11 protein-coding genes and 1 tRNA gene are annotated in these 14,341 nt (G+C 55.1%); 11 read left to right on the top strand and 1 reads right to left on the bottom strand.

The window, feature by feature from the left end; all coding sequences use genetic code 11:
- The first annotated feature begins 80 nt into the window (after window positions 1-80).
- From V3C63_RS00850 to prfB, 3 genes are all read left to right on the top strand, one after another.
- Window positions 81-1,886, top strand: coding sequence for a DUF5317 family protein (locus V3C63_RS00850; protein WP_329885931.1), 1,806 nt, complete (start codon window positions 81-83; stop codon window positions 1,884-1,886).
- Window positions 1,887-2,080: 194 nt separating this feature from the next.
- The gene (gene secA / locus V3C63_RS00845; RefSeq protein ID WP_329885930.1) at window positions 2,081-4,582 is read left to right on the top strand and encodes a preprotein translocase subunit SecA; all 2,502 of its coding nucleotides are present in this window, start codon (window positions 2,081-2,083) and stop codon (window positions 4,580-4,582) included.
- A 20-nt stretch (window positions 4,583-4,602) separates the two neighbouring features.
- Entirely contained in the window at window positions 4,603-5,712 is a 1,110-nt protein-coding gene (gene prfB / locus V3C63_RS00840; RefSeq protein WP_329885929.1) for a peptide chain release factor 2, read from the top strand.
- Between the two features lie 73 nt (window positions 5,713-5,785).
- Here prfB and pyrE read toward each other — a convergent pair whose 3' ends face one another.
- On the bottom strand, window positions 5,786-6,454 hold the full coding sequence (gene pyrE / locus V3C63_RS00835; RefSeq protein ID WP_329885928.1) for an orotate phosphoribosyltransferase: 669 nt from the start codon (window positions 6,452-6,454) through the stop codon (window positions 5,786-5,788).
- A 916-nt stretch (window positions 6,455-7,370) separates the two neighbouring features.
- Here pyrE and V3C63_RS00830 point away from each other — a divergent pair.
- From V3C63_RS00830 to V3C63_RS00795, 8 genes are all read left to right on the top strand, one after another.
- Entirely contained in the window at window positions 7,371-8,012 is a 642-nt protein-coding gene (locus tag V3C63_RS00830; RefSeq protein WP_329885927.1) for a hypothetical protein, read from the top strand.
- Window positions 8,012-8,884: a TlyA family RNA methyltransferase gene (locus tag V3C63_RS00825; protein ID WP_329885926.1), complete on the top strand. Its 873-nt coding sequence runs from the start codon at window positions 8,012-8,014 to the stop codon at window positions 8,882-8,884. Before V3C63_RS00830 ends, V3C63_RS00825 begins: the two co-directional genes overlap by 1 nt.
- A 22-nt stretch (window positions 8,885-8,906) precedes the next feature.
- On the top strand, window positions 8,907-9,791 hold the full coding sequence (locus tag V3C63_RS00820) for an NAD(+)/NADH kinase (RefSeq protein ID WP_329885925.1): 885 nt from the start codon (window positions 8,907-8,909) through the stop codon (window positions 9,789-9,791).
- A gap of 42 nt (window positions 9,792-9,833) precedes the next feature.
- Window positions 9,834-10,292 carry an arginine repressor gene (locus tag V3C63_RS00815; protein WP_329885924.1) on the top strand — a complete coding sequence of 153 codons (459 nt, stop codon included), beginning with the start codon at window positions 9,834-9,836 and terminating at the stop codon, window positions 10,290-10,292.
- 40 nt (window positions 10,293-10,332) lie between these two features.
- Window positions 10,333-12,051 carry a DNA repair protein RecN gene (gene recN / locus V3C63_RS00810; RefSeq protein WP_329885923.1) on the top strand — a complete coding sequence of 573 codons (1,719 nt, stop codon included), beginning with the start codon at window positions 10,333-10,335 and terminating at the stop codon, window positions 12,049-12,051.
- The gene (gene lgt, locus V3C63_RS00805) at window positions 12,048-12,827 is read left to right on the top strand and encodes a prolipoprotein diacylglyceryl transferase (RefSeq protein ID WP_329885922.1); all 780 of its coding nucleotides are present in this window, start codon (window positions 12,048-12,050) and stop codon (window positions 12,825-12,827) included. The genes recN and lgt overlap by 4 nt, the downstream gene beginning before the upstream one ends.
- 54 nt (window positions 12,828-12,881) lie before the next feature.
- Window positions 12,882-12,958, top strand: a tRNA-Arg gene (locus V3C63_RS00800).
- Window positions 12,959-13,171: 213 nt separating this feature from the next.
- The gene (locus tag V3C63_RS00795; protein ID WP_329885921.1) at window positions 13,172-14,272 is read left to right on the top strand and encodes a glycerol dehydrogenase; all 1,101 of its coding nucleotides are present in this window, start codon (window positions 13,172-13,174) and stop codon (window positions 14,270-14,272) included.
- Window positions 14,273-14,341 lie beyond the last annotated feature (69 nt).

Here is a 14,341-nt window from a genome sequence, read left to right as displayed (position 1 = left end):
AAACGAGCGAAATTGGCAATAACAGAAGCAAATGTACAATAAAAAATTTCGAAAAAATTTCAGACTGAAGGTGGTTATCGATGTTTATAATATGCGCCATGATATTGGGATTGATCCTCGGGATGGTCCGCGGCGGCTCTGTCAGACGGATTTTCAGTAAAAAAGTTTCACTTTGGCCTTTGGGGCTGATGGGTATCGTGCTGCAGTTGGGATTACACCTGTGGTTTTATTTGGGTGCGGCGACAGGCGTGGCCACCATTGTCAACTTTGTCAGCTATATTTTGATTTTAATCACACTGATTTTTAACTTTGATGATCTCTGGACCATTTTGATGACGGTAGGAACGACGGCAAACTTTATCGCTTCCTTTATTAATGGCGGCAAGATGCCGGTGGCTTCGAATATCGTTCAGGCGTTGGGAAACAATCATCTGGTTACCTCAATCTCCAAAGGCACCAATGCAGTTTACAGTGTGGTTTCTCAGTCGACCACGACGCTTTGGATGCTGGGCATTAATGTGTCGATCCCTTACCTGGGTAAGATCGCCGGGTTTTATGGCGGTATCGGCGGTTTTTCGATCGGCAGCGCGCTGACTTTTGTCGGGATTATCGGCTGGGTTCAATACCGCATGAATGCGCAGCCTGCCGAAGAGGATTCGTTTTTAGATGACACAGAATTCGGCACCGAAGATTATATCTTTGCGCCGGACGAGATGGATCATTTGCCAGATAAAGAAAAGACCGGTTATGAAACCGAGCCGTTGGATTGGTTGCAGGATAATTCCGCCGAATTGTTCACGATGGAAGAGACCGAGCGTCCTTCGGAGCCGGCGGAAGAACCCTCCGAAGCAAAGGAGGCGGATGCGCCGATCTCTGAAGATTCATCAGACGCATCGGAAAAGCCGGCGGAGGACGCGCCGGAGGCTACCGCTACTTTGCCGGACCTATCACCGGAACTTTTGAATCAGATTCGCAGCCATGGGCAAAAAAATGTGATCAAAACGCCGGAACCAGCGGCCGACTCGGATGACACCCGGGTTTTCACCGCATTGAAGGATCTTGGACGCTATGACACCCGGCCGATCGGGGGCGAAAAGGAGCCGATTCAATCGGAACGCGATGAAGAAGATGATTTTGCCGAAAGCGGCTTTTTTACCCAGTCGTTTTATGCTGAACGTGAAAAAGGGCGATTGGCCTTTGGCGATGTGGAAACTGCGCCGGGATCAGAACCGACACCCCAAAAACAATCCGTTGTGGCGGAAACCAGTACATTACCGGATAGTCAGCCGCAGATGATGGAGGAGGAAGAGCAAATGAGTGATCAACATCAAGAACCGACGTATTTCCGTCAAGATCGTCTTTCTGAAAAAGACAAAGTGATTGAAGAAACCCCGGCGCCAGCAGAACAGAAGAAGCCCTCGTGGCAGCCGGTGGAAAAAACGGCGGCGAATCCCAAACGAACCAGAGAACAGAAGATTAACCCATACCGCAAGTACAGCAATGAACAGGCCGCGCAGATGACGGATGCTTCTCGGGATAACGAAAAACAGATGCTGAGCGTCTGGCAGCAAGTCTCCAAGGAAACCGAAGCGCTGCGCCAGCGAGGCAAACGCAGTGGCGAGCACCTGAGGGAAAGAGATACAAAACATCCCTTTCATTCTTCAGAAGAAGAGCGTCAGCGCTTGAAGAAAGAACACAGCCGTGCGGGACTTCGCGCGCCGGAAAAACCAGCGACTTCGGCAGCAGACCACAGAAGAACACAAAAAGCGACTCAGGAGGCTTCGGCCGATGCCGAAAGGGAAAAAGCCGGATTTGAAAAAGTCGAGATTAATGTAGAAGGCCGAACCGTTTCATTCTGGCGGAAGAAAAAAGAAACGAAAGAATAAGATAAATTTAAGAAAAAGGGCTGAACAGCAGCCCTTTTTTGATTGCCTATCATTTGACTGAAAAAAATAAAAAGCCTTTTCAAAAATATGATATACTAATAGCTTAGTGAAAATAACCATACAATGAAGGCTATCGGCGCCGGCGAGTGGCGACAGCCGTGTGAATGAATCGAAAGGGATTGGAGTATTGAAACATGGGATTTTTGGAAAATCTGTTTGACCCCAGCAAGAAAGAAGTTAAAAAATTGCAGAAGGCGGCGGATCAGATCGTCGCCCTTGAAGATAAATACAAGGCGCTTTCGGATGAGGCGCTCAAACATAAAACCGTGGAATTTAAAGAGCGCCTGGCACAGGGTGAAACGTTGGACGACCTTTTGGTGGAAGCCTTTGCGACGGTGCGGGAAGCGGCCGACCGCACGGTGAACATGCGTCACTTCCCGGTGCAGCTCATCGGGGGCATGGTGCTGCATCACGGGGATATCGCCGAAATGAAAACCGGTGAAGGGAAAACCCTGGTTGCAACGCTGCCGGCCTACCTTAACGCACTGACGGGCAAAGGGGTTTTCATTGTGACGGTCAACGATTATCTGGCCAGGCGCGACAGCGAATGGATGGGCAAGATCCACCAATTTTTGGGGCTTTCCGTCGGGCTGGTTATTCACGATATGAGCTTTGAAGATAAGATCGCCGCCTATAACGCCGATATTACCTATGGAACCAACAATGAATTCGGGTTTGATTATTTGCGGGACAACATGGTGGTCGAAAAATCCGAGCAGGTGCAGCGCGATCTCAATTACGCTATTATCGACGAAGTGGACTCGGTGCTTATCGACGAAGCCCGAACGCCGCTGATTATCTCAGGCAGCGGCGACAAAAGCACCGATCTTTATAAAGTGGCCGATGCCTTTGCCAAAAGCCTGAAGCCCGAGGACTACGATAGAGACGAAAAAGAGAAGGCCGCGACGCTGACAACTTCAGGGATTGCCAAGGCGGAAAAATTCTTTAGTCTCGACAATCTGGCTGACGCCGACAATATGGATGTCATGCACAACATTGAGCAGGCGCTTCATGCCAACGTGCTGATGACCAAGGACGTGGATTACATTGTGAAAGACGGCGAAATCATCATCATTGACGAATTCACCGGGCGCCAGATGCCGGGACGGCGTTATTCCAACGGTCTGCATCAGGCCATCGAGGCCAAGGAACACGTTACCGTGAACCGGGAATCCCGGACCATGGCGACCATCACCTTCCAGAATTATTTTCGGATGTTCAACAAACTTTCGGGGATGACCGGGACGGCCAAAACCGAAGAGGAAGAGTTCAACACGATTTATAACCTGAACGTGGTGACGATTCCTACCAACAAACCCATGATCCGCGAGGACCTCAACGATGTGGTCTATAAATCGGAGGAAGGGAAATTCCGGGCGGTTACGGCGGATGTGAAGCGGCGGCATGCCACTGGTCAGCCGGTTTTGATCGGGACGATTTCTATCGAGAAGTCTGAGCTCTTGAGCAAATACCTCAAGCGGGAAGGCATCAAGCACAACGTGCTCAACGCGAAATACCTTGAAAAGGAAGCGGAGATCATCGCCAAGGCCGGTCAGCGTGGCGCGGTGACTATCTCCACCAATATGGCCGGCCGCGGGACGGACATTGTGCTGGGGGACGGCGTCGCCGAGCTCGGCGGGCTGCACATCCTCGGGACCGAACGCCACGAGTCCCGCCGTATCGACAATCAGCTGCGCGGCCGTTCGGGGCGGCAGGGGGATCCGGGTTCGACCCAGTTTTTTGTGTCCCTCGAAGACGATTTGATGCGCATTTTCGGCTCGGACCGCATTCAGGGCATGGTGGAAACCCTCGGCATGGACGAAGACACGCCGCTGGATTCCAAGATGCTCACCCGCGGCATCGAAAATGCCCAGAAAAAAGTGGAGGCCCGCAATTTTGACATCCGGAAGAACGTGCTGCAGTACGACAATGTGATGAACCGGCAGCGGGAGATCATTTACGCCCAGCGGCAGGAAGTGCTCGACGGCAAGAATATGCACGACCAGATCCGCAAGATGACGGACGATCTGATCGACGATTACGTGAATATGTACACCAGCGCCGGCCCGGCCTATGCCGACTGGAACGTGGACAAGATTAAAAAATACTTCGGCGAGTTTTTGCCGGTCGATCGCTTGAAGGTCGATGAAAACAGTAGCGTTGAGGATTTGAAAGCCGGTCTGCGCGCACTTTGTGACGAAAACTATCAGGCGAAGGTCAATCTGCTCGGCGACGACGAGATGCAGGACATGGAACGGATGATTCTTCTGCGCGCGGTGGATGCGGCGTGGATGCTTCACATCGACGACATGGACCAGCTGCGGCAGGGAATCGGGCTGCGGGCCTTTGGTCAGAACGATCCGGTGGTGGAATACACCAAAGAGGGCTTCACTATGTTTGAAGAGATGAACGCCGCCATCCAGGAAGAGACCGTCAAATATATCTATAACGTGCAGATCAAGGTGTCGCCCCAGGCGCGCCGGCAGCAGGCGACGATGCACACCAACGAATCCCAGATTGAAGGACAGGACGAAAAGCAGCAGACCATCCATCGGGATAAAAAAATTGGCCGCAACGACCCTTGTCCCTGCGGCAGCGGAAAAAAATATAAAAATTGTCACGGGCGATATGCCTAAGGCCCAGAAAGGAAAAAGCATTGATCGATTTATACGAAGCGAAGCAGGCGATCACCGGCATGGACGCGGAGCTGACCGCTCTGGGCAAATCCATGGATCTGCCGGTGATCGATGAACGGCTGGCAGAACTGCAAACGCAAAGTGAAGATCCGGCGTTTTGGAGCGACCAGAAAAACGCACAGAAGGTGCTCAAGGAGCAGACGATTTTAAAACGCAAGCGCAGCCGCTACGACGAGGTCAAAGAAGAACTCGACGACGTGGCGGTGATGTATGAGCTGGCGGAAGAGGGCGAAGGCCTGGACGAGCTCGAGCAGATGCTCACGGCCTTTCAGGAAAAGTTCGAAGGCTTCAAGCTGGAGATGCTGCTCTCCGGTGAATATGACAGCAGCAATGCTATCATCTCTTTGCATCCGGGGGCCGGCGGCACCGAATCCCACGATTGGGCGTCGATGCTGCTGCGGATGTACACCCGTTGGGCGGAGGACAAGGGCTATAAAATCAAGCAGCTGGACTACCAGCCCGGGGATATTGCCGGGATCAAGAGCGCGACCCTGCTCATCGAGGGCATCAACGCCTACGGCTATCTGAAGACGGAGCGCGGCGTGCACCGGCTGGTGCGCATTTCGCCTTTCGATTCTTCCGGCCGGCGCCACACCTCGTTTGCATCCCTCGACGTGACGCCGGAGGTGGACGATTCGGTGGAAATCGAGATCAATCCGGACGACATCCGCGTGGATACCTATCGCTCCAGCGGGGCCGGCGGCCAGCACGTCAACAAGACGTCTTCGGCCATCCGCATCACCCACCTCCCCACCGGCGTGGTGGTGCAGTGTCAGAACGAGCGCAGTCAGCACCAGAATCGGGAAGTGGCGATGAACATGCTCAAATCCAAACTGGTGGAAATCATGGAGCAGGAACAAAAGGAAAAGCTGGAGGACGTTGTGGGCGACTATTCGCAAATCGCCTGGGGCTCCCAGATCCGTTCCTATGTGTTTCATCCCTACACGATGGTGAAGGACCACCGCACCGGGGTGGAAGTGGGCAATATCCAAACGGTGATGGACGGCGACCTCGATCGCTTTATGAACGCGGAGCTGCGCAAGGAAGCGGCGGATGCCAGCGCGACTTAACAGGGCCGTCAAGCAATCAAAAAAGAATCGTCGGCGTGATGCCGGCGATTCTTTTTTTGGTGCGGCTTTTTGTTTAGGCGCCGTATTGGGCAAGGTGATCTTCGATGCGGGCCTTCATGGCGTCGTCGATCACGATGCGGCCGTCCACTTCGCGGTTGTGCAAACAGGCGACGATTTCTTTGATCGTGACGATGGGGGTGGTGGTGATGCCGAAACGGTCGGCGATTTCCTGAATGGCCGTCTTGCCGCCGTCGCCCTTTTCCATGCGGTCGACGGCGATAATCAAACGGGCAACCTTCATGTCCTCGGCCAGGGACGTGAGCAGCGGCACCGACTCTTTGACCGAGGTGCCGGCGGTGATCACGTCTTCGATGATCATGGCCGTATCGCCGTTTTGCGGGCGGTAGCCGATGATTTGGCCGCCTTCGCCGTGATCCTTGGCTTCCTTGCGGTTGAAGCAATAGGGGATGGTCACATGGTGGTCGCGGTAGAGCGAGGCCGCCGCGGCGATCACCAGCGGAATGCCCTTGTAGGCCGGGCCGTAAAGAAAATCGATGCCGTCCAGGTGATCTTTGATGCAGGCGGCGTAATACTGGCCGAGCTTGGCGATTTGCTCCGATGTTTTGTAGTTGCCGGTATTCACAAAATACGGCGTTTTGCGACCGCTCTTGGTGACGAAGTCGCCGAAGGTTAAAACCCCCGAGCGGACCATCAATTCGATAAAGGCTTCTTTGTAGTTCATGGGATGCTCCTTTGGATGGCGGCAGTGCCGTCAAATTTTCTTAATGATACCCTAAGGGCGTTAAAAATGCAACGCGGGCGGCGCCAAAACCGGCCGTTTGTGGTATAATGCGCGGGAGATGACACAGTATCCTAGTCGGGGCTTTCGATCACCAGGGCGGGCCTAAAAATCCGTCGAAGGGCATATCGATGAAGTCCCTTGGGGTTGCCTTTGACGCCCAGTCGAGGGTTTCGCCAGGGGGTTAAGGAAGATGGGGCAACCTGCAATGGCATGTAGGCCTCGACCCTGCTTCCGTGGAGACCACGATGCCACATCTGCGGTGTAACAATCCAGCGATGCTTTTCGCAGCAAGCCGCAGACTGTGAGTCGGGGGAAAACCTGGGAATGAGTCAGGGCCTGTTGTGGCCCGGAAAGATTTTGAACCAGCGTAGCCTGCCTTGAGTGGTTCGGGTGGATGGATTGACAGTTTTTGGGGAATCAGGGCCCGATTTTCCAGAAATATTGCATCCGAAACCCCTTCTGCAAAAGAGGCTAAGGATCGAAAAGCGCCGCCGCGGAAAACGCCTAGGCTGCTCGCAAGAGATGCTGTGGGGATTATAGTGCACACTCAGTGGCAATCCAGCCCCGCTTTCGGAAACGAGGCGGAAAAGCTGTAGAGGGAAACCGTCGGCCCGGCGACAGGCCGGTCAGCTTTTGGGAAACCCTGCTGGACCTATGTTGCAAAGTTTACTCGCGGCACCGTCATCTTGCAAAAGGATTATGCATGCGGCATGGTCCTTTTTTGTTGCGCCCGTTTGCGTCGGCTTTAATTTACGTTATAATAGAAATCGAAAATGAATTTTTATGCGGCTTTTTATGCATGGGCGGCAAAGATGGACAGAGTCGATGCCCCGGATAGAGGAGCTTGTCAAAAAATATGAGCGAAATGAAGCGAAGGTCTCGTCAAAACGCGCCGGAAGAACCGGGGGAGACACAGGCCAGAACAAATGCTAAAAAAATAACGCGCAAGGAGCAGGAGGCCAAGGCCCATCGGCGATGGATTGCCCTGGTGGGCGTCGGTACATTTTGTTCGACCATGGTGATCACTTATCTGTCGGACACGGTGCTGTCGAACGCCAATCTGTTGATCTCGTTTGTGATTTTGATCGCGATTATCGCCCTGGGCATCGCGACGGACGTTGTGGGCATTGCTGTGGCTTCTGTGAGTCTGGAGCCTTTTAACGCGATGGCAGCCCGTAAAAGAAGGGGAGCCAAAACGGCCGTGTGGCTTGTGAAGAATGCGGCGAAGGTATCCTCGGTGTGCAACGATGTGATCGGGGACATCTGCGGCGTGGTGTCCGGCGGGATTTCCGTATCGATCACGGCACAGCTGGTGCGGTTTTACGGCTTGGCGGATTCGTCCTTCGTCGGGTTAATCATCGCCGCGTCGGTGGCCTGTCTCACCGTCGGCGGCAAAGCCATCGGCAAGGATGTGGCCATGAAAAACGGAACGGCCATCGTCAGCGCGATCGCCGGTCCCATCGCGGCCGTCCAGAATTTGGTGAACAGGAAAAATTAATGAGCAAACACAAAGAGCGATTGGATAAAATGTTGGTGAAGCTTGGATTTTTCGATACCCGGGAAAGGGGCAAGAAGGCCATCATGGCCGGCCTTGTCCGTGTGGACGGCCAGGTGCATACCAAGGCCGGCGACCAGGTGAGCGTGATGCTCGGGAAGCATCAGGTGACGGTTAAGGGCGATGCGATTCCCTTTGTCAGCCGGGGCGGGCTTAAGCTCGCGCGGGGGCTTCGCGTATTCGATTTTCCGGTGGCGGGCAAGACGTTTCTCGACATCGGCGCGTCCACCGGCGGATTTACGGATTGCCTGCTGCAAAACGGCGCGGCCAGGGTGATCGCGGTGGATGTGGGCTACGGCCAGTTTGACTGGAAACTGCGCAACGATTCCCGGGTGGTTTGCCTGGAGCGGACGAATTTTCGCTACGCCGAGCCGGGCACGCTGCCGGGACTCGATGCCCCCGCCGACGGCTCGGTGATGGATGTGTCTTTTATCTCGATGCTCAAAATGATGCCGGCGACTGACCGCTGTGTGAAGCCGGGGGCGCTGGGCATTTGGCTGATCAAGCCCCAGTTTGAAGTCGGCAAGGAAAAGGTGGGCAAGCATGGGGTCGTTCGGGATCCGGCCGTTCACCGGGAAGCGATCGCGCAGACCGCCGTCGGCATTGAGGCGGCGGGATTTTCGGTGGCGGGGCTCGACTATTCGCCGATCCGCGGGCCCAAGGGCAATATTGAATTTTTATGTCTGGCCCGAAAAGAGGCGTCGGCGGCCGAGGTGGTGCATGACGAAACGGTGAGCGGGGCGGCCGCCATCGAGGCGTTGGTGGCGCGTGCACACAGCCATTATCAAAACGGAGAATCCGAGGAGACAAAATAGATTGGAATCAGCAGAAAAGCAAATGAGACACAAAAACGTGCCGGGCGTTAAAATTGAGGAAATCGGCATTTATATTAATTTTGATAAGCAGACTTCGGTGGCAATGGCCAGGCGATGCGTGGCCTATCTGGGCGATCGGGGCGTCAAAACGATGATGCTTCAGCGCCAGCTGACGGAATTGGGAGAGCTTGCCGGTGTAGCGGGGGTTCCCAAGGATACCTTTTTCTCCCGGCCGGACTGCATCGTGACCCTCGGCGGGGACGGGACGTTGCTCGGTGTGGCGCGACAAGTCGGCGCGTATGAAACGCCGATTTGCGGCATCAATCTCGGCAAGCTCGGGTTTTTAACGGAAGGCGACGCGGAATCCTGTGAGGCGATTTTAGCGCGTTTGTGCAAAGGCGACTACCAATTGGACCAGCGCATGCTCCTCGAAAGTCAGGTGACCCGGGAGGACGGGACCGTCGAAAAGCAGAGCGCGCTCAACGACGTGGTGATCAAAGCGGCGGGGATCCGGATGATCGATTTGACGGTAGCGGTGGACGGCGAGTTGGTGGATACCTTTTATGCCGACGGACTGATCGTCGCGACACCGACGGGCTCGACCGCCTATTCGCTTTCGGCCGGGGGGCCGGTGGCTGATCCCCGGGCCAACATCATGCTCATCAATCCCATCTGCCCGCACCGGCTGCACGACCGCGCTTATGTATTACCGGGACGCGCCGTGGTGGACATCAGCTTTTCCGGACGCAATCACGGTATCGATGTGTGTGCCGACGGGCAGGTTTCGCTGTCGATCAATCGGCGGGGGCGCGTCCGCATCACCCGCGCCCCCTATAAAACCAATTTGATCTTGTTTGGAAATATGAGCTTTTTCAAGCAGCTGCGCCGTAAATTAACGGATCATTAATAAATTGACCGACACGAGAGAACCAGGGGAGAAAACGCAAAGATGAAAATTTCGAGACAATCGAAAATTTTGGAAATTATTGAACAAAACGATGTTGAAACCCAGGAGGAACTGGCCGAGCATCTGAAACGCGCAGGCTTTGAAGTGACCCAGGCGACCGTCTCCCGAGATATCAAAGAGCTCGGGCTAATCAAAGTGGGGGGCAGCCGCGGCCGCCAGCAATATGCTTCGATGCGCGACCGCACCAATCTTTACGACGAGCGGGTCAAGGCCGTGTTTCGCGAGTCGGTACTGACGGTGGATACCGCGGCCTTTCTGGTGGTGATTCACACCCTGCCGGCCATGGGGCAGGCGGCGGCTATCGCCATCGACGGTTTGGAGTGGCCGGAAATCGTGGGGACCATTGCCGGGGACGATACCATTTTTGTGGCGGTGCGCAACGAGAAGGATGTGCTCCATGTGGCGGATCGCTTCCGGAAACTGATGAAGCAGCCGCAGTAAAGGCCATCAAGAGGCGCGGAGGCCGCGAAAGGAGGGCGCTGTGTTAAAACGGATATCGATAACCAATTATGCGCTGATCGAGCAACTGGATATCAACTGGGACCGCCATCTCAATGTGATCACCGGGGAAACCGGCGCCGGGAAATCCATCGTGATCGATGCGCTGACGCTGATTCTCGGCCAGCGGGCCAATAAACAGAATATTCGCCAGGGCGCTGACCGTATGTCAGTGCAGGGGGTGTTCAGCTTCGATCAAAACAGCGCCGTGCACAAGCATCTGGCCGAGATGGCCATTGCCACACCGGACGATGAACTGATCCTCACCCGATCCATCAGCCGCAGCGGGCACAATGTGTGCCGTGTCAACGGCTACGCGATGACCGTGGCTCAGCTAAAGACTCTGGGCCGGGATCTGGTGGATATTCACAGTCAGCATGAAAACAACTCCCTTTTTCAAAGCGAGGCCCAAAGGCGGCTGCTTGACGCCTGGGGCGGCACGCCGGTGGCGGCGCTGCTGCTTAAAACGAGGCAGCAGGCCGATAAGCTCAAAACCTTGTCGAAGACCATCCGCGCTCAGGAAAAGGATGCCCGGGAGATTGAACGCCGCAAGGAAATGATCGCTTTCGAGCTGGCGGAAATTCGCGAGGCGCATCTGGACCCGGCGGCAGACGTCGCTCTGGAGAAGGAGCAGCGCATTCTGGAGAACGGGGAAATGCTCTTTTCGCTGGCCGGGGAGGCCCGGAGCCTGCTCGACGGCGACGATGGCGAAAGTGCCGGTGCGCTGGAAAATTTGGCCAGACTGCAGGAGCGCCTGGCCAGACTGGCGGCAATCGACGAGACCTTTGCGCCCTATCGGCAGACGGTGAAGGATGCGCTGGACGGCCTCGGAGATTTATCCGGCGAACTGGGCGTTTACCTGTCAGATATGGCCTTTGATCCCAAACGGCTCGAATCGGTGGAGCAGCGGCTCGCACTTATCGAAGGGTTGCGGCGCAAATACGGGGCGACGGTTGAGGAAATCGTGGCCTACGGCGAGCAGCTGGCCGAAGAATTGGACGACCTGGCCCATCATGACGATCGTCTGATTGCGATGAAGCACGAATATAAAACCCTCTGGAAGGACTATCGGGAAACGGCGGCCATGCTGCATGCAGAGCGCCTGCGCGCGGCGGAAACCCTTTCCGGCGCCATCGAGGGAGAGTTGGCCGATCTCGCCATGAACCGGGCCCGGTTTAAAATTGAAATCGAAAAGGATGAGAAAATCATCTCGCCCTGGGGCAGCGACACCATCACCTTTCAGATCGCGGTGAATCCGGGAACGCCCCTGCGTCCGCTGAAGGAAGTGGCCAGCGGCGGGGAAATCTCACGCATCATGCTGGCGATCAAGTGTATCTTTGGGGAGCTCGACCGCATGGAAACCATGATTTTTGACGAAATCGACACGGGCATCTCCGGCCGGACGGCCCAGACCGTGGCGGAAAAAATCATGGCGCTCTCCCGGAAACGTCAGGTAATCTGCATCACCCATCTGCCGCAGATCACGGCGATGGCCGATGCACATTTTCAGGTGGTTAAAAGCGCGGACGAAAAGTCGACTCAGGTGGCCTTTGATGCGCTGTCGCCGTCGGAAAGCCGGGACGAACTCGCGCGGATGCTTTCCGGCGCGGCCGTCACGGCTTCGGCCGGTACCCACGCAGAGGAGATGCTGGCTTTGGCGCGGGCGCAAAAAAAAGAACAAAAACAGGAGGACGAGTCATGAGTCAGCCCAATCCGATCGCTTTTCAGTTCGGCGGGATCACGGTGCGCTGGTATGGCATTCTCATCGCCGGTGCGCTGATGCTCGACATGGTGATTGCCTGGCGGCGCTGCAGACGCACAGGCATTTCGCCGGACGACGTGACCGATTTTTTTCTGGCGCTGATCCCCGGTGTGGTGGTCGGCGCACGCCTGTGGTATGTAATTTTTGAATGGAATTATTATCGCGGCAACCCGTCGGAGATCGTTGCGATCTGGCACGGGGGGCTGGCGATCCACGGCGGGATTTTGGTTGGCGTTCTCGTTGGCGTGATTTTTTGCCGGGTGAAAAAAATCGTCTTCCGGGATCTGGCCGACACGGTGATTCCGGCGCTGCCCCTGGGGCAGGCCATCGGCCGTTGGGGCAATTTTTTCAATCAGGAGGCCCACGGGACGGTGACGCATTTGCCCTGGGCCATCACGGTGGACGATCCGGTGATGGGCCTTGTGAAGGTGCATCCCACTTTTCTTTACGAATCCATCTGGGATGTGTTCGTCTTTTTGTTTTTAATTTTTATTTTCGAACGGCGGCTCCAGAGAAATCGAGGAGAATTGCTCTTCGTTTATCTTATCGGCTATTCCGTCGGGCGCTTCTTTATCGAGGGTTTGCGCACCGACAGCCTGATGCTTTTCGGACTGCGCACAGCCCAGCTGACGAGCCTTGCGCTGATTGTGGTCGGGGCCGTCGGCTTGATCTGGCTGCGCCGTCGCGATGATGATCTGAGCCGCCGGCCGATTTGAAAATCGCGCTTGCATTTGCCCGGGGCGTATATTATAATAATGAGCGTAAAATTTGCGCTCGTAGCTCAGTTGGATAGAGCAATGGTCTCCGAAGCCATGTGCCGGCCGTTCGAATCGGCTCGAGCGCACCATTTTAGGATCACTTAATCCAGGGAAACATCCTGGATTTTTTTGTGTCCGATTTTGAAAACAGGAGCATAAAAAGCAGGATTGCAGCAGTTCAATGGTCGATGTGGAAATAATGATAAAAAGACAGAAAACATTTGCAAAACGAAAAAAGACTTGTTAAAATAATGTCGATATATGATTGGCAGCACGTGTATTGTTTTGGGAGGAGAGAAACCATGGAAAAAATGATTCAGGCGCCGGGGAAATACATCCAGGGCGCCGGGGAGCTGCAAAAGCTGCCGGCTTACGTCGCGACTTTCGGCAAAGGGGCATTGGCGGTATTGTCCGGCACCATGATGCGCACACAAAACGATAATCTAAAGGCCGGGTTTGAAGCGGCCGGCTTAAAATATGTGTCCGAACCTTTCGGCGGAGAATGCTGCAACGCCGAAATCGATCGTCTGCGCAAAGTGGTTCAGGATGAAGGCCTGGATGTGGTTGTCGGGATCGGCGGCGGGAAAGTTTGCGACACCGCGAAAGCCGTTGCGCATTATGAGAAACTGCCGGTGATCGTGGCGCCGTCCATCGCCTCGACGGATGCGCCCTGCTCGGCCCTGTCCGTGGTTTATACGGAAGACAGCGTCTTCGAAGCGTATTTGGTCCTGCCGAAGAATCCGGAAATGGTCATCATGGACACGGATATCATCAAACAGGCGCCGGTCCGTCTTTTTGTCGCCGGGATGGGGGATGCGCTGGCGACTTATTTTGAAGCCCAGGCGACCTGTGACAGCCAGTCCACTGTGATGAGCGGCGGCCACGTGACTAATTCGGCCATCAATCTGGCGCGGCTCTGCTTTGACATCCTGATGGCGGACGGGCTCAAAGCCAAGCTCGCGATTGAAAATCACGTGTGCACCGCCGCGGTGGAAAACGTGATCGAAGCGAATACCTTCCTGAGCGGTGTCGGCTTTGAAAGCGGCGGTCTGGCGGCGGCTCATGCCATCCACAACGGCTTTACCGCCCTGCCGGAAACCCACGAAATGTACCACGGGGAAAAGGTGGCCTTTGGGACGTTGGTGCAGCTCGTGTTGGAAAACCGTTCGGAAGACGAATTGGATGAAGTGCTCGACTTCTGCACGACGCTGGGGCTGCCGGTCAATCTCGAAGGGCTTGGCGTGAAGGAAGTGAACGAAAAAAAAATCATGGAAGTGGCCAAGCTGGCCTGCGCGCCGGAGGACACAATGGGGAACATGCCCTTTGAAGTGACACCGGAAAGCCTGGCGGCGGCCATTATCGCAGCCGATGCGCTGGGCACCTATTATCTGAAAGAGGATTAATGTCCGGCTGTTCATCACCTATAAGATCAGGAGGCTCCTTCGGGGGCCTTTTTTGTGCGCGCAATTTTA

The sequence above is a fragment of the Pseudoramibacter faecis genome (assembly GCF_036289405.1).
Taxonomy (GTDB): domain Bacteria; phylum Bacillota; class Clostridia; order Eubacteriales; family Eubacteriaceae; genus Pseudoramibacter; species Pseudoramibacter faecis.
This window is presented reverse-complemented; position numbering and strand designations above follow the sequence as displayed.